Consider the following 16,631-nt stretch of genomic DNA (forward strand, 5'->3'; position numbering starts at 1 on the left):
GTTTCTCCTTTTGCGGTCCCCTGGCGGGACGCGCGAGCGCCGCGCCACGGGGATACCCAGAGGTGACGGCCTTATGGCTTGATGAACAGCTTGCGCGGCGTGTTGCAGAACGTCTCGACGCCGTTTTCGGTGATCAGGATGCTTTCGGTGATTTCGAGGCCCCAGTCGTCGAGCCACAGGCCCGGCATGAAGTGGAACGTCATGCCGGGTTCGAGGACGGTTTTGTCGCCCGGGCGCAGGCTCATCGTGCGTTCGCCCCAATCCGGCGGATAGCTCGCGCCGATCGGATAGCCGCAGCGGCTGTTTTTCTCGATGCCGTATTTATGCAGCATTGCAAAAAACGCGTTGGCGATGTCCTCGCACGTGTTGCCCGGCTTCGCCGCGGCCAGACCGGCCTCGATGCCTTCCACCACGGCACGCTCGCCGTCGATGAAATGCTTCGGCGGTTGGCCGAGGTACACGGTGCGCGACTGCGGGCAGTGATAACGCTTGAAGCAGCCGGCGATTTCGAAGAACGTGCCGGCGTCTTTTGCAAACGGCGTGTCGTCCCACGTCAGATGCGGCGCGGCGGCATCGGCGCCGGTCGGCAACAGCGGCACGATCGCCGGGTAATCGCCGCCGTAACCGTCCACGCCGCTAATGCCGGTCGCGTAAATCCCGGCGACCAGATCGTTCTTGCGCATGCCGGGCTCGATCCGCTCGACGATATGCGCATGCATCCGTTCGACGATACGTGCGGCCACGCGCATATATTCGATCTCGCGCGGCGATTTGACGGCGCGCTGCCAGTTCACGAGCGCCGTGGCGTCGTGCCATTTCGCGTTGGGCAATTGAGCGACGAGCGAGCGATAGGCCGCGGCGCTGAAATAGTAGTTATCCATTTCGACGCCGATGCTCAAGCTGCCCCAACCGCGCGCCTCGATCACTTCGCGGGCAAGATAGTCCATCGGGTGACGCACGGCGGACTGCACGTAATGATCCGGATAGCCGACGATGTGATCGTGCTGCATGAACACCGTGCGCTTCGCGCCGTTGGCGTCCTGGCCCCGGCCGAACCACACCGGTTCGCCGTCGAGCGCGAGCAGTACGCACTGGTGCACGTAGAACGACCAGCCGTCGTAACCGGTGAGCCACCCCATGTTGGACGGATCGGACACGATCAGCAGTTCGATTCCTGCAGCCTGCATCGCCTTGCGCGTTTTGGCGATACGCGCGGCGTATTCGGCGCGTTCGAACGGCAGGCGTAACGTCGGCGCCGCGGTGCGCGGCTCCACTTGCGTTGTATCTGACATCTTCCCCTCTCTCTGAGCGTGACGTCGTTGCGGAAAGTGGCGCCTCATGTACGCGATGGGGCGCCTGTGGGCGTTTCTGGCCGCAGTCTAATGCGGCGAAAAAGCGGCTTTTAATGTGCTAGTTCAATCTTCGTTGCGGACCTGAAGCGGGGACGGGAAGCCGCGTGACCGTACGTGGCTGCAGCTCGCGTCACGGCTGCGCGGATAGGTGTTGACCCTGGTCCACAGGCTGGCCTGGTGCGGAAAGGCACCATAGTGCGGCATCGCGCGGCCCGGCTTTGGGCAGGAAAGAAGAATTGTTCTAGAGCAATCGGATCGCAAATATGGCTTTGTATCCTGATTTGCATAAGTGCCCGGCCGATACGGCCACACCGCATTCAATCAAGCCCCAAGTATGGCGAACGGGATCCGAATCGAGATGAAAACCGCGCGAGTCACCGACATGCTGAGCGTTTCAGATATCGCCCCGGCGACCCTGCCGCCGGAGCCGCCAGCGGCGTCGGGTACTACTGCCGGGCCACGCGCCGAGGCCCCGATGATTAAACCGTTGATCAGGATCGACCGCATCACGAAGCGCTACGGCCCGTTGACCGTGCTCGACGAACTCTCGCTCGACGTCATGCCGGGCGAGAAGCTCGCGCTGATCGGTCCCTCGGGGTCGGGCAAGACCACCATCCTGCGCATTCTGATGACGCTCGAATCGATCGATGGCGGTCATGTCGAAATAGATGGCGAGCAGCTGTTTCACATGCAGCAGGGCGGCCGCACGGTGCCCGCCAACGAGCGGCATCTGCAGATGATGCGTGGAAAGGTCGGCATGGTGTTCCAGCACTTCAACCTGTTTCCGCACAAGAGCGTGCTCGACAACGTCACGCTCGCGCCGATCCTGACCAAAGGCGAGAGCCGCGAAACGGCGGAAAAGCGCGCGCTGGAGCTACTCGACATGGTCGGCATGGCCGACAAGGCGAAGAGCCGGCCGGCGCAACTGTCCGGCGGGCAGAAACAGCGTGTCGCGATTGCCCGCGCGCTGGCTCTCGCACCCCGGATCATGCTTTTCGACGAAGTGACGTCGGCGCTCGACCCGGAGCTCGTCGAAGAAGTGCTGAACGTGATGCACCGGCTTGCCAGGGAAACCGATATGACGATGCTGCTCGTCACGCATGAAATGGGCTTCGCCCACGATTTCGCCGACCGCGTGCTGTTTTTCGACCGCGGCAGGATCGTGGAGGAAGGCAAGCCCGAAGACATCTTTAGCCATCCCGAGCATGAGCGCACCCAGGCGTTCCTGCGCAAGATCATCGCCGCAGGTCACCGGCTTTGAACCCTCCACGCCACCCATGCCGTTGCACATCACCACGCTTTAGGAGCCAGAAAATCATGAAATTGAAGGGGATTCTGATCACGGGGACGCTGTCGCTGCTGAGCTTGACCAGCCTTGCGGCCGTCGCGCAGGACAAGCTGGCCCAGCTCAGGGAGCAGGGCTTCGCGCGCATCGCGATTGCCAACGAACCGCCGTTCACGGCGGTCGGCGCCGACGGCAAGGTGACAGGCGCCGCGCCCGACGTCGCGCGGGCGGTCTTCAGGAAGCTCGGCGTCAACGATATCGTGGCGTCGATCTCCGAATATGGCGCGATGATTCCCGGCCTCGCGGTGGGACGGCATGACGCGATCGCCGCGGGCCTCTTCATGACGCCGCAGCGCTGCGCCGCCGTTGCCTATTCCCAGCCGGTGCTGTGCGCGGTGGAGGCCTTTGCCGTCAAGAAGGGCAATACCCGAAGCATCAAGACTTACGAGGAAATCGCGAAAGATCCCAAGGCCGTGATCGGCGTGGAAGGCGGCACCACCGAACAGAAACTCGCGACCGCCGCGCAGATTCCGGCCGAGCGGGTCGTGATCGTGCCGGACGGCCAGAGTGGCTTGAAAATGCTGCAGGACGGCCGCATCGACGCGTTTGCGCTGCCCCTGCTGTCGATCAGCGATCTGCTCGCGAAAGCGAAGGACGCCAATCTGGAATCGATCGCGCCGGTGCAGGGCACGCCCGTGCAATGCGACGGCGTTGCGTTCCGCAAGCAGGACACCGCGCTGCGCGATGCGTTCGACGTCGAGCTGAAGAAGATGAAGGAGTCGGGCGAGTTCGCGAAGATCGTCGAGCCGTACGGATTCTCGGCGAAGGCGGCGATATCCACGAGTCGCGACAAGCTGTGCGCCGCGACGAACTGAATTCAGGCGAGGCTGTTTGACGCGTTGTGCGGTAGCACGTCAAGCAGCCGGCCAGCAGCCCACGAGGTGCGTCTATGAACGACTGGTCCGGTTATCTGCTGCTGATTCTGAAGGGCGCGCAGACAACCGTCGAACTCACGGTGATGGGAGCGGCGCTTGCGCTCGTGATGGCGTTCGTGGCCGGGCTCGGACGGTTGTCCCGGTTCACCGCCGTGCGCGCGCTAGCCACGTCGTATATCGAGTTCTTTCGCGGCACCTCGGTATTCGTCCAGTTGTTCTGGGCGTATTTCGTCTTGCCGATGGTCGGGCTTACGCTCACGCCGTTGCAGGCCGGTGTGCTCGCACTCGGCCTGAACGTCGGCGCGTACGGCGCGGAGGTGGTGCGCGGCGCGGTCGTCGCGGTCGGCCAGGAGCAAAGGAGCGCATGCGTCGCGTTGAATCTGTCCAGTTATCAGCGCATGCGCCACGTGATCCTGCCGCAAGCGTTGCCGCTGATGCTGCCGACCTTCGGCAACAACGCGATCGAGCTGCTCAAGGGAACCGCCGTCGTGTCGCTGATCTCGCTGGGGGACATGACGTTCCAGGCGCAGGTCGTACGTTCGCAAACCGGCAATACGTTGATACCGTTCGCGACGATTCTCGCGCTGTACTTCGCGATGGCTTGCCTGATCGCGCTCGGCGTGCGCAAGCTCGAGCGCCGGATGAGCTTCGGTCTCGACAGGATGAGGAGATAACCGCATGGAATGGGACTGGAGCTTCGCGCGCGAGATTCTGCCGATCTTGCTGCAAGGCCTGAAGATCACCGTGCTTGCAACCTTGCTCGGTGCAATCGTGGCGGCCGTGGTCGGCATGGTGTTCGCGATTTTGCGCCTGTCGCCGAATCGCGCGGTGGCGAGCATCACGACGGCGGTGGTGAGCGTCATTCGGGGTACGCCGTTGCTCGTGCAACTGTATCTGGTGTTCTACGTGCTGCCTGACATCGGCGTGCGCATGCCCGCGCTGGCGGCTGGCGTGCTCGCGCTCGGCGTGCACTACGCGACCTATGCGGCGGAAGTCTACCGGGCCGGTATCGAAAACGTGCCGCGCGGGCAATGGGAAGCCGCCAAGGCGTGCAACCTGAGCCCGGCGCAGAGCTGGCAGCACGTCATCCTGCCCGAAGCGGTTCCGCCGATGCTGCCCGCGCTCGCGAACTATCTGATTTCGATGTTCAAGGAGACGCCGCTATTGTCCGCGATCACCGTGCTCGAACTGATGAACGAGGCAAAAATCGTTGCGAACACGGATTACCGCTACCTCGAACCCATGACGCTGGTCGGCGTGCTGTTTCTGTGTATCAGTCTGATCGCGGTGTTCGGCGTGAGACTGCTGGAAAGACGTTTTCCTCCTCTCGGACATTGAGCGATGCCGACCACCATCCAGCCGTCAGCCCGGCCGCCGCATCTTGACGAACGCGCGTTCGACAAGCGCATCGGCCTCGTGATCCTCGCAACCGATCACACCACCGAACCGGACTTCGCGGCGCTCGTAGCGGGTGAGCGTATCGGCATTTACGTGAATCGCGTGCCGTATGCGAACCCGGTGACGCCGGACAATCTGCGCGCGATGCAGCCTTCGCTGACGGCCGGCGCCGCGCTGATCCTGCCAGGCGAAACGCTCGACGTGGTGATGTATTCCTGCACGTCGGCGTCCGTCATGATCGGCGACGCCGAAATCGAGCAGGCCATTCATGCGGCCAAACCGCAGGCGCGAGTCGTCACGCCGACGGCCGCCGCAGCGGCCGCGCTGAACGCGCTCGGCGCGCGGCGCATCAGCGTGCTCACGCCATACACCGTCGAAACCAGCCAGCCGATGGCGGAGTACTTTGCCGCGCAAGGTTTCATCATCGACCGGTTCACGTGCATCGGCCTGACCGACGATCGCGAGATGGCGCGCATCTCGCACGACGATATCGTCGCGTTCGCGCGCGCCGCGATGGCGGAGGAGTCCGACGCGCTCTTTATTTCGTGCACGGCGGTGCGAGCGGCCGCGGTCGTCGCGCGAATCGAGGCGTCGATCGGCAAGGCCGTGGTCAGCAGCAACCTTGCGACCGCATGGATGTGCTTGCGTCTTTGCGGCGAGAGCGACGCCAGGCCCGCACTGGGACGACTGATGACGCTTGCGTTGCCGCCGGCTGTATGCTGAGCTGCTACGAGCGGCTTACCGGTAATGATTAAATCGATGCGGCTCCGGATAGAGCGCATCGCCCGAATTCAGGAGGAACAATGGACTACGCACAGTCATGGGACGCGGAGGCGATGCAGCGCCAGTCACCGAGCCTGTTGCGGCGCGCGATTGCCGCATCGGCATTGGGCAATGCCACGGAGTGGTTCGACTATGGAATCTATGCATACGGTCTGACCTATATATCGGCTGCGCTTTTTCCGGGCAGCACGGCGCAGGCCACGCTTTTCGCCTTGGCTACCTTTGCCATTTCGTTTCTGGTTCGTCCGCTTGGCGGATTGTTCTGGGGGCCGCTCGGTGACCGCCTGGGTCGCAAGCACGTGCTGGCGCTGACGATCATCCTGATGTCGGTGGCAACGCTGCTGGTCGGACTCGTGCCGAGCTACGCGCGCATCGGGTGGTGGGCGCCTGCGCTGTTGATCGTCTTGCGGATGATTCAGGGTTTTTCGACCGGCGGAGAGTATGGCGGCGCGGCGACCTTCATGGCCGAATACGCACCTGACAAGAAGCGCGGCTTCTGTGGCAGCTTTCTTGAATTCGCGACCCTCGCGGGGTTTTCGCTCGGTGCGTTTCTGATGCTCGGCTGCTCGGTGGTGCTGGGCAACGCCAGCATGCACGCATGGGGATGGCGTCTGCCGTTTCTGATTGCCGCGCCGCTCGGCCTGATCGGCTTCTATTTGCGTTCGAAACTGGAGGACACGCCTGTCTTTATCGAACTGGAACAATCGAGCCATAAGGAACAGCAGGGCCGCGTGTCGCTAAAAGCCTTGCTGACCGGATACTGGAAACCGCTGCTGCTGCTGGGCGGGCTGGTGGTGGCGTTAAACGTCGTCAATTACGTGCTGCTGGCTTACATGCCTACTTTCATGCAGAAGCAACTGGGCATGAGCGACAACATGTCGTTGCTGGTCCCGCTGATCGGCATGTTGACGATGATGGTGTTTCTGCCTTTCGCCGGGACGTTCTCGGACCGGATCGGCCGCAAGAATGTCTGGTGGTTCTCACTGATTGGCCTCTTTGTTGCGGCCATTCCGATGTTCGTTCTGATGAAGCATGGCATGGCCGGCGCGCTGATCGGCTTTTCCGTGCTGGGCTTGCTGTACGTGCCGCAGCTTGCAAGCATCTCGGCGATGTTCCCGGCGATGTTTCCCACCCAGGTGCGTTATGCCGGGATGGCGATTGCCTACAACGTTTCCACGTCGATCTTCGGCGGTACGGCCCCGATGGTGAATGAGTGGTTCATTGCCCGCACGGGTAATGCACTGGTGCCGGCATACTACATGATGGGTGCGTGTGTGATCGGCGCGCTGGCGCTGATCTTCGTCACCGAGACATCGGGCTGCTCGTTGCGCGGGCGGGAGATACCTGGGAAGAAGTAGGATGCCTCCGCGCAGTGGCGGTCGGGGATCTGTCCGGCAATCCGCCGGCAGTGCAGAGACGCGATCGAGTAAGGGCTGTGCCGGAGGTGGCTTCGGCCTGCAGCTGGGCGACGAAGCGCTCATTTGCAAGGAGCAGGGCTCTCCCGTGCAATCGCGTGAGGGTTGCTGATCGGGAAAGCCGGAGGTCTATCAGCGGCGTCCACGGAAATTGCGCTTCGTACCGCGTCTGGTCAATACACCCGATACAGCAACGAGCCGTTCGACATCGCCTCCTGAATCGTCGACAATCCGTTACAAGCGTCGGTGGCATGGACGAACGATGAGCGGACCCATCTTCGAGCGCCGGCTGTTTTTAACGTTCCAAGAACCGCCATGATGGGATACGTACTCGTTCTGCTCGTCGGAGTTGCGGCCGGCATGTTAAGCGGAATCGTCGGCACCGGATCGTCGATGATGCTCATGCCGGTTCTCGTGCTGTTCTTCGGACCGCAGCAAGCCGTGCCAATCATGGCGATCGGCGCGGTCATGGGTAATCTCGGCAAGGTGTTCGCCTGGTGGCGCGAGATCGATTGGAAAGCCTGCGGTGCTTATTGTGCGACCGCGATGCCGGGAGCCGCGTTGGGCGTTCACACCCTGCTGGCGCTTCCCGCGCATTTCGTTGATATCGCGCTCGGCGTATTCTTCGTTGCCATGATCCCGACGCGCCGCTGGCTAGCGCGCCGCGCGGTCAGATTCAACCTGTGGCATCTCGCATTGATAGGCGCTCCGGTGGGATTCCTCACGGCGATCGTCGTCTCCACGGGGCCGATCACGGTGCCGGTCTTTACGTCGTATGGCCTTGAGCGAGGCGCGTTTCTGGCAACCGAAGCGGCTGGATCGCTGGCGGTTTACGCAACCAAGATAGCAGCGTTCAAAGAACTCGGAGCGCTTCCGGCCAATGTCGTTGTCAAAGGTTTAACGGCAGGCGCCGCGTTGATGACCGGATCTTTCTTCGCCAGATCTGTCGTGATCCGGATGAAACCGTCCACGTTCAGACTGCTGGTCGACGGACTGATGCTGTCGTCTGGCGTTTCGTTGTTATGGGCGGCGACCGGGCAGTAGTTCGATCCGGGTACGCAACGCGTCAGGCGAGAGCGGCCGGCAGGAGCCGGTTTATTGAACGTAACGAATGGCCGTGACCTGGCGTGGAGCTTCCCGATAGCGGGATCTGCTGCGGAGCGCCCGGCCACGTGGGCCGTATTCCCAATTATTCGCCAACGTGATTCTCCGGCGTCTCGATGGCCAGATATCGCCCCGGTGTCGTGCCCAGGGAGTCCGGCCGCCCACGCTGCCCGTTGTTCCAGGCGGCGGTTATCCGACGCTGGCTGATGGTGAGCCGCTCCGTTTTGTTCAGAGCGGTGCGACCAGCGGTGCCGATCTCCCGCTGCCGGCCGCCGTGCTGCGCTCGGCGCCGGTCTGCCTGCTGGGCAGCGGTATTGGCAGTATCCCTTTACCGCCCGTCCGGCATGCGATGCAACAGGTGTTCAATGCGAGCGTGCGGGCAGGGCTGCGGATCGCAACAGAGGCGGTTGCGCTCGCGGACGTGGGCACGCATTGGGAACGCGTCGGTAGCCACCGTCGCACGGTTTTCGTTCCGGGTCCGCGGGGCGATGGATGCGTGCGCAATTAGCCGCGCCCCGGCGATCGCTGTCTGACAGTCCTACCCACGCGCGCGCGTCGATTCAAACAATGCCACCCAGTTTGCCGCCGGCCCGGTTCGCCAGTATGTACTGCAATTTCTCGAGCGAAAGCGGTTTCGTGAGGTGATAGTCAAAGCCGGCAGCCAGGGCCCGCGATTTGTCGGACTCCGCGGCGTAGCCCGTCAACGCGACCAGCGTGACGTCATCGAGCCGGCTGTCGGACCGTACCGCGGTGGCGACATCGAAGCCGTCCATGTCAGGCATGCCCACGTCGATGATGGCGACCTCGGGCAATGTCTGCCTGATGAGTTGGACTGCTTCGCGCCCGCTGGCGGACATCGTGACCTGATGGCCTTCGAGTTCAAGCAGCATCCCCAGCGATTGCAATGCGTCGGCATTGTCGTCCACGAGCAGCAGACGCACGGGTCGCAGCTCGCGAGGCTGTGCGGTATCGACGGTTGCCGGCGAGTCGTCGCGCGAGCGCAGTATCGGCAGACGCAGCGTGACCGAAGTGCCCCGGCCACTTCCATCGCTTTGCAGCGAAATCGTCCCGTCGTGAAGTTCCACCATCCGCTTGGCGACGGCGAGGCCGATCCCCAATCCGCCCTCGGCCCGCGCATTGCCGCGCGCGGACTGCGCGAAGAGCTCGAACACGTGCGGCTGGACCGAGCTGTCGATACCGATTCCGTTGTCCTTCACTTCAATGACAACCAGGTCTGGCTGCGCCGGTTCTTCGTCGGCCGCCACTTTCACGGTGAGCTCGATCGTTCCGCCGGTCGGCGTGTACTTCGCGGCATTGGACAGCAGGTTGCCCAGAACCTGGCTTAGCCTGACATGATCGGCCCGAACCGGAACCTGCTCGTCAAGGCCGGTCACCTTGAGCGAATGCCGCCGCGATTCGATGTGATGCCTCACTGCGGTGACGGCGTCGAACGCGATCTCGTTGAGTGAGGTGTTGCTGTGCTTGATGGCAAGCTTGCCGTGTTTGAGCCGCGCGGCGTCGAGGAGATCGTCGACGAGGGTTCGCAGATGCCTCATCTGCCGCTGCGCAATGGTCAGCACTTCAACCGCTTTTTCGTTGTCCGAGCACAGCTGCTTCGCTGCACCGACCGCGCTGTCGATCGGCGCCATCGGATTTCGCAACTCGTGCCCAAGCATCGCTATGAACTCGCTATGCCGGCGCTCGCTTCCCTCGCCGGTGTCCCGCGCATCGACCGTGGTCAGCGCGGCACCGGCGGACACCGCAAGATTTGCCAGCAGGCGCACGTCTTCGCGGTCGAACTGGCGCGCGGGCGTGTGCGACATCACCCATATCGCGCCGACGAAGCCGTTGTCGGTCGGAATAGGAACGACGAGTCCTTCGGTAATGTTCACGCCGGGAAACCGCAGGCTGGCAAAGTGATCTTGAGGCCGGACAAATAATTGCGGCGCCGCCGATTCCAACGCAACCCCGCACGGACAATCGCGCCAGGGTGTCGTCTTGCCCTGCAAGCCGACGCACAAGCCCGCCACCGCCAGCCAGCGAAACTGCTTATGCTGGTCGTCGCCTTCGACGAGACTGATGCCGGAACTGCCTGCATCGCAGAGCAGCAGTGCGGCGTCCGCGATTTCCTGTAAGAGCCGTTCACGCGACCCCAACTGCGCGCGGGCGATCCTCAGCAATACGCCGTTCTCTGCGGCATGGTCTGCCGGCCTGGCAGCACGCATGGCGAGTTCGTCCGTCTGCGCGGGTGGGTAATTGCTTTCCATGGCATCGAGTCAGGCTGAGAAAGGGTCGGGCGAGTTGCTGAAAAGGGCGCGGCCGCATGAAGCCGGCCAGCACGACGCGAACGAAGGGTGCCGCGCCGGCATCTATCCTGCATGAGCCTTGCTGGTTGATCGAAGCATGAAGGATTGTACGAGGCTTTCCGGAAAAACGGGCGTGCGGCCGCCGTCGGGCCGCGGGTTGCCGCCGCAACGGCGGCAAGCGGAAGCCACCGGCGCGTTGGCAAGAAGTGCAAAGCCGGTACCGCTTGCCAATGCGCAATTGCCCCGGATGCGGTCTGTAGCGGGCAACCGGCACCGAAAAAGGCATGCGTTCTCGCAGAATGATTGCAGCGCCATGCGGCACGAAATTTGCAGATGGCACCTGCACGCACTCTCTGGAGCCGGTCATGCCTACCAAACCCGTCGTTCCCGCGCCAACCGACGAACTCGACACCGTTCCGGATACATCAAGCCCCGCTTACGCAACCCATCATCCGCTCACCCGCGCGTTCGACCGGTTTGCAAGTCTCGTCACCCGCTGGGCGGGATCGCCAGCCGCCTTCTGTCTTGCCGTATTGACGGTGCTCGCCTGGGTCGTCACGGGGCCGATTTTTCACTATTCCGAGGGATGGCAACTGGTCATCAACACCGGTACCACCATCATTACCTTTCTGATGGTCTTCCTGATCCAGCAGAGTCAGAACAAGGACAGCGTCGCGCTGCATCTCAAGCTGAATGAACTGCTTTCCTCCCACAGGGCGGCAAGCAACCATCTGATCGGCATCGAGGACGCGTCGGAGGAAGAACTGCGGAGGCTGGCGGCCGCCTATCTGCGTCTATCGACCAAGCCCGATACCGGGACGGCCGCCGGCGGCTCCCTCACTCCTGAGCGGACGGGGCCACCGACGGATAGCTGACATCGACGCTGACGCAACGCCATGAAACACGGGTACATGAGTTGCTGGTCGCGCAATCAAAACCGTGCCCCAAGGGACGTGTCATGAGCTCAAATTCAAAGCAGTCCTCCGACTATCCGGCAGTCGAAGTCCGTAAAGGACAGGTGACAGAAAAGATGCCGCGCGAAGCGTTTCGCGAGCGTTTCATGGCGCGTTTCTACGACCCCGCGTTCCGGGCGGAAGACGACGCGCTCGGCCGCCTCGAGGCGATCGCGTGGGATGCCTATTGCAACGCGCGCAAATCGCCTGTCACCGCGAAAGCCGGGCCTGGATTCGCGGACCCCGACTACGATCTGTCAGTCGAATGGCGCGCGGCGAGTGAGCGGGTCAAGGCCGCCCAGATCCGGCAACAGGAGCGCGCGACGCCTTCGCGCGTGCTGATAGTCAACGCTTCGTCGCGAAACGACTACACGTGCCCTGGCGAAATGTCGAAGAGCTTCCGGCTCGGCAAACTCGCGCAGGAAACGTTGGAGCGCAAAGCCTGCGAGGTCGATTTCCTTGATCTGTCGCTTCTGAACTCCGAGCACGATCTGCATATTCACCCTTGCAAAGGCTGCGTTTCGACGGCGATGCCGCTGTGCCACTGGCCGTGCAGCTGCTATCCGAACCACTCGTTGGGTCTCGTGAACGACTGGATGAACGAGATCTACGAACGTTTTGCGGCGTGTCACGGCGTATTGTTCGTTACCCCGGTCTACTGGTATCAGGTAAGCAGCCCGCTCAAGCTCTTGATGGACCGTCTCGTCTGCGCGGACGGCGGCAATCCCGACCCCACCTCGACGCATGGCAAACAGGCCGATGAAGCGAAGCGGCTCGAACTCGCGGGATGGGATTATCCGAAGCATCTGGCGGGCAGAGCGTATGGCATCGTCGTGCATGGAGATGTGGCCGGTATAGAGGGCTCCCGCCGGGCGCTGACCGACTGGCTCAACTGGATGGGCTTCATCGAAGCCGGTGCGAAGTCGCGTCTGGACCGTTTTATCGGCTATTACGAACCCTATGCGACGAGTCACGCCACGCTCGATCGCGACGCTGACATGCAGAAAGAGGTCGTCAACGTTGCCGAGGCGGTCGCCCTCTGCGTCGCCCAGATCCGCAATGGACGCAAGGAGCCGGACGAGCATCTCGAACCCGCGCGCGCCAAGTGAGCGGCGCGGCGAGGCAACCGGTCGCGCGCGCGTTCAGGCGTGGCCGGCTCGCCATTCATCGGTTCAATCCAGCCAACACATGAAGAGGGCGATGCATGACAGACCAGGCAGATGGACCCCTTGCGCAGCGTCGCCGGTTAGGAGAATGGCTGCCACGTAACGAGGCGCATCTCGCGCGCTACCGGCTGGAACTTGCCGCTCGCGCACGCGAGCGTGGCGCCACCGCACCCCGGACCAGCGCGGTCGATGAACTGGCGCGCCTGATCAACGGCGATCCGGTGCTCCGGATGGATATGACGAGGGCGATCGCGCAGGCTCGGGAAGAAGGCTACGTGCTGGGCTATTCCTCGATTGACGAATTGATGTCGATCATCGACTACCTGATGACCTATGCGCCGCCGTTCAGCGAAACGAGCCTGATTCATTGTCCTTTGAACGCGGTGCTGGACTGGCCGATGTGCATGCCATCGGGTTCTGCGCTGTTTCGCGACCCGGCGCTCAACGCGCAACTCAAGCGCGTGCTGAATTGCTGGTGCGGCTTTCTCAGCGGCCCGCATTCCCGCGAACATCTGAACACGTCGCCGCCCGAAGGGTGGTTTTGTGCGGAAGCCGACCAGCGGATCGGGCTGTCGCAATTCATTTGCGATCCGGATGAACCTTATTGGGGCTTTGCGTCATGGAATGATTTCTTCACGCGCCAGTTTCGCGCTGGCGAGCGTCCGGTCGACGAGCCGGACAACCATAAGGTTGTCGTGAGCGCGTGCGAAGCCGCGCCGTACAACATCCAGCTCGGCGTGAAGCTCAACGACACGTTCTGGATCAAGTCGCAACCGTATTCGTTGCAGGATATCTTCACCTCGGCTCAACCTGAATTGGCGCGAGCTTTTGCGGGAGGGTCGATTTATCAGGCCTTTCTGAGTGCATTCAATTATCACCGCTGGCATGCACCGGTAAGCGGCGTCATTTCCAGCGCCTATGCCGTGGATGGCAGCTACTACTCGGACGCGGACTCGGAAGGAGAAGACCCGGGCGGCCTCAACGACTCGCAAGGCTACATCACGGCGGTGGCGGCGCGAGCAGTGATCGTGATCGAATGTGACGATCGCGCGATCGGTAAGGTCGGCTGTGTGTTCGTCGGCATGGCGGACGTATCGTCCTGCGTGATCGAAGCGCTGCCCGGCCAACGGGTCAACAAGGGCGATGAGCTCGGCTTTTTCCAGTACGGAGGCTCGACATGCTGCCTGGTGTTCGAACCTGATGTGATTCGAGGTTTCGTTCCGCAACCGCCGTTCGACGACAACCAGGAGCCGGTGAAAGTCAACGCGCGAATCGCAACGGCACGGTAGCGCGGCCCGCTGCGCCTCTTGCGTCGCGTGCTTTCGTTGAGGTATCCCCGCACGCCGCCGCACTTGCGGGTGCGGCGGCGGTCTCGGACTCAGGCCGCAGCACTCAGGCGGCGGGCTTGAGAACCACTTTTGTCCAGCCGTCGTCACGTTCGTCGAAGTGCTTGTAGCCGTCCGGCGCTTTATCGAGCGGCAGTTCGTGCGAGATGATCTGCGAGGGCCGCGCCTTGCCGGCTGCGATCAGATCCCGCAGCTTGCGGTTGTATGCCTTGACGTTGGCCTGGCCGGTCGCGATGTGCTGCCCTTTCATCCATAGCTGCCCGAAGTCGAGGGCGAGCTGGCCCTTCTTCGCAAGCTCATCCCCGGCCTTCGGGTCCTCGGCGACGAATACCCCGACCACGCCGATGCCGCCCGTCGGGCGCACCGCCTTGATGAGGTTGTTCATGGTCAGGTTCGGCACTTCATGGCCCTTGCAGCTGCACTGATAGCCGACGCATTCGCAGCCGCGGTCCGCGCCCTCGCCGCCGGTCATTTCGAGGATCCGCTCGGCCGATGAGCCGTCAGTATCGTCCACGGGAATCGCGCCGATTTTTTCCGCCAGCTTGAGCCGGTCCGGATGGCTGTCCACCACCATGATTTTGCTCGCACCCTTGATCGATGCGGACAACGCCGCCATCAGACCGACCGGTCCCGCGCCGTAGATCACCACGCTGTCGCCGGGTTCGACTCCGGCGAGAACCGTCGCGTGATAGCCGGTCGGAAAAATATCGGACAACATGACGTAGTCGTTTTCCTTTTCTTCCGCGTCGGGCGGCAGCACGAGACAATTGAAATCGCCGAACGGCACACGCAGATATTCGGCCTGTCCGCCGCTATAGGGGCCCATGCCGGCGAATCCGTAAGCCGCGCCCGCCATGCCGGGGTTCGTGGTCAGGCAGAAGCCGGTCAAGCCGCGCTCGCAATTCTTGCAAAAACCGCAGCCGATATTGAAAGGCAAACAGACCCGATCGCCGACCTTGATCCGTTCGACGCCTGCGCCGACTTCCACGACTACGCCGAGATTTTCGTGCCCGAGAATCCGGCCTGTTTCCATGTTCGTGCGGCCTTCATACATGTGCAGGTCCGAGCCGCAAATATTGGTGGTGGTGATCTTGACGAGCACGTCCGTGGGGCGCTCGATTTTCGCATCCGGCATTTCCTTCACGGTGACTTTGCGCGGACCTTCATATACCAATGCTTTCATGCTGATCTCCTGAATGCGATCGGGTCGTCGACATGACGGCCGTATGTGAAGTCGAGCAGCGCCCATGCCTGACAAACGCTTAACGACCCACCCGTCTGGCGACGCGCAATGTAATTCGTCGATGGGCGCCGCGCCGAGCCGCCGGTCCTGACACGTCCGCCAACCTGCATCGGCAACGGCGCTCGTTCGCACGGGATGCCTGATTGCCGTCGGCCGTGGGAACGTTGCTTGCTCCTCTCAGCCGATAGCAGTCATTGATGGGCGGCGTCCGCCATCACGTAACCGGACGTCGCGGCGCCGGCGCTTTCACGGAGGCAACCATGAGCACCATGCTCGCTTATCGCATTCACCGGTTCGGCGGCCCCGAGGTATTCAGATCGGAACGGATCGACGTGCCGGAGCCTGGCGCGGGTCAAGTACGCGTGCGCGTGCTGACGGCGAGCGCCAACCCGGTCGATATCAAGACGCGCGCGGGCGACTACCCGTTGATTCGCGAGGACAGCTTGCCCTATACGCTGGGCCGGGACTTTGCCGGTGTGGTTGAGCGCGTTGGGGCCGGTGTCGGAGAATGGAAGCAGGGCGATGAGGTATATGGTTTTGTCGGACAGGGACAGGGCGCCTATGCGGAATTTGTCGTCGTCGATGCGCAGGCGCTCGCGCGCCGCCCCGCAAAGGTGGACATGGCGGCGGCAGGCGCGGTGCCGCTGGCCGCGCTGACCGCATGGCAAGGACTATTCGAACAGGGCGACCTCGCGGGCGGGCAGCGCGTGCTGATTCATGCCGGCTCCGGCGGCGTCGGGCACTTTGCCGTGCAGTTCGCGAAGCATGAAGGCGCAGAGGTGTTCGTCACCGCGTCCGGTGACGGCCTGGCATTTGTCCGCTCGCTGGGTGCCGACCACGTGATCGATTACCGCACGCAGCGATTCGAAGAACTCGCACGCGACATGGACCTCGTTTTCGATCTTGTCGGCGGTGATACGCAAAAGCGTTCATGGGCGGTGGTTGCGCGCGGCGGCGCGCTGATCTCGACACTCGCCGAGCCGTCGCAGACCGAGGCGGCGAGTCATGGCGCACGCGCCGCGCGCTATACCGCGCGGCCTGATGGCTATCAGTTGAGCGAGATCGCCGCGCTGATCGACGACGGCAAGGTGCGTGTGAAAGTTGCCGAAACCTATCCGTTCGATGCCGCCGCGGACGCGCTCGCCAGACTCGAAAAAGGACACGTGCGCGGCAAGATTGTGATCGCGGTGGCGCCCGCCAGTACGAATTCCTGATCGATGCCAGCGCCGTACAACTCGCGGTATCCCGGGCGCGAGGCCCGATTTTTGCTCGCCCGCTGTCGCGTCGACGCGCTCGCGTGCGGCTGACGCGTTATTCACGGCAGCGAATGCAAGGGGGAGCCCAA

14 protein-coding genes are annotated in these 16,631 nt (G+C 62.7%); 11 read left to right on the forward strand and 3 right to left on the reverse strand.

Annotation, left to right across the window (positions count from 1 at the left end; all coding sequences use genetic code 11):
• Positions 1-71: 71 nt before the first annotated feature.
• A complete protein-coding gene (doeA, locus tag BXE_RS37070) occupies positions 72-1,292 on the reverse strand; it encodes an ectoine hydrolase DoeA (protein ID WP_011493250.1) in 1,221 nt (406 codons plus the stop codon).
• A gap of 418 nt (positions 1,293-1,710) precedes the next feature.
• Between doeA and ehuA the strand changes: the two genes are divergently transcribed.
• From ehuA to BXE_RS37105, 7 genes are all read left to right on the forward strand, one after another.
• Complete coding sequence (ehuA, locus tag BXE_RS37075) at positions 1,711-2,613, forward strand: ectoine/hydroxyectoine ABC transporter ATP-binding protein EhuA (protein WP_272942401.1); 903 nt, start codon at positions 1,711-1,713, stop codon at positions 2,611-2,613.
• A 56-nt stretch (positions 2,614-2,669) separates the two neighbouring features.
• A complete protein-coding gene (gene ehuB / locus BXE_RS37080) occupies positions 2,670-3,512 on the forward strand; it encodes an ectoine/hydroxyectoine ABC transporter substrate-binding protein EhuB (RefSeq protein WP_011493252.1) in 843 nt (280 codons plus the stop codon).
• 74 nt (positions 3,513-3,586) lie between these two features.
• Entirely contained in the window at positions 3,587-4,246 is a 660-nt protein-coding gene (gene ehuC, locus BXE_RS37085; RefSeq protein ID WP_011493253.1) for an ectoine/hydroxyectoine ABC transporter permease subunit EhuC, read from the forward strand.
• 4 nt (positions 4,247-4,250) lie between these two features.
• Complete coding sequence (ehuD, locus tag BXE_RS37090; RefSeq protein ID WP_011493254.1) at positions 4,251-4,910, forward strand: ectoine/hydroxyectoine ABC transporter permease subunit EhuD; 660 nt, start codon at positions 4,251-4,253, stop codon at positions 4,908-4,910.
• A 3-nt stretch (positions 4,911-4,913) separates the two neighbouring features.
• On the forward strand, positions 4,914-5,693 hold the full coding sequence (gene eutA / locus BXE_RS37095; protein ID WP_011493255.1) for an ectoine utilization protein EutA: 780 nt from the start codon (positions 4,914-4,916) through the stop codon (positions 5,691-5,693).
• A gap of 80 nt (positions 5,694-5,773) precedes the next feature.
• Complete coding sequence (locus BXE_RS37100) at positions 5,774-7,111, forward strand: MFS transporter (protein WP_011493256.1); 1,338 nt, start codon at positions 5,774-5,776, stop codon at positions 7,109-7,111.
• A 375-nt stretch (positions 7,112-7,486) separates the two neighbouring features.
• Entirely contained in the window at positions 7,487-8,212 is a 726-nt protein-coding gene (locus BXE_RS37105) for a sulfite exporter TauE/SafE family protein (protein WP_040123797.1), read from the forward strand.
• 620 nt (positions 8,213-8,832) lie between these two features.
• Here the strand turns inward: BXE_RS37105 and BXE_RS37110 are convergent.
• Positions 8,833-10,539, reverse strand: coding sequence for a hybrid sensor histidine kinase/response regulator (locus tag BXE_RS37110; RefSeq protein WP_011493258.1), 1,707 nt, complete (start codon positions 10,537-10,539; stop codon positions 8,833-8,835).
• A gap of 404 nt (positions 10,540-10,943) precedes the next feature.
• Between BXE_RS37110 and BXE_RS37115 the strand changes: the two genes are divergently transcribed.
• From BXE_RS37115 to BXE_RS37125, 3 genes are all read left to right on the forward strand, one after another.
• Positions 10,944-11,453, forward strand: coding sequence for a low affinity iron permease family protein (locus BXE_RS37115; RefSeq protein WP_011493260.1), 510 nt, complete (start codon positions 10,944-10,946; stop codon positions 11,451-11,453).
• 155 nt (positions 11,454-11,608) lie between these two features.
• Entirely contained in the window at positions 11,609-12,640 is a 1,032-nt protein-coding gene (locus tag BXE_RS37120; RefSeq protein ID WP_040123590.1) for a flavodoxin family protein, read from the forward strand.
• Between the two features lie 95 nt (positions 12,641-12,735).
• The gene (locus BXE_RS37125) at positions 12,736-13,986 is read left to right on the forward strand and encodes a phosphatidylserine decarboxylase family protein (RefSeq protein ID WP_011493262.1); all 1,251 of its coding nucleotides are present in this window, start codon (positions 12,736-12,738) and stop codon (positions 13,984-13,986) included.
• A 103-nt stretch (positions 13,987-14,089) separates the two neighbouring features.
• On the opposite strand, the gene BXE_RS37130 is transcribed toward BXE_RS37125, so the two are convergent.
• Positions 14,090-15,226 (reverse strand): glutathione-independent formaldehyde dehydrogenase, encoded by a 1,137-nt coding sequence (locus tag BXE_RS37130; protein WP_011493263.1) that lies wholly within the window; start codon positions 15,224-15,226, stop codon positions 14,090-14,092.
• Positions 15,227-15,546: 320 nt separating this feature from the next.
• Here BXE_RS37130 and BXE_RS37135 point away from each other — a divergent pair, with 320 nt between their 5' ends.
• Positions 15,547-16,500, forward strand: a complete 954-nt coding sequence (locus tag BXE_RS37135) for an NADP-dependent oxidoreductase (RefSeq protein WP_011493264.1) — start codon at positions 15,547-15,549, stop codon at positions 16,498-16,500.
• The last annotated feature ends 131 nt before the right edge of the window (positions 16,501-16,631 follow it).

The organism is Paraburkholderia xenovorans LB400 (assembly GCF_000013645.1).
Taxonomy (GTDB): domain Bacteria; phylum Pseudomonadota; class Gammaproteobacteria; order Burkholderiales; family Burkholderiaceae; genus Paraburkholderia; species Paraburkholderia xenovorans.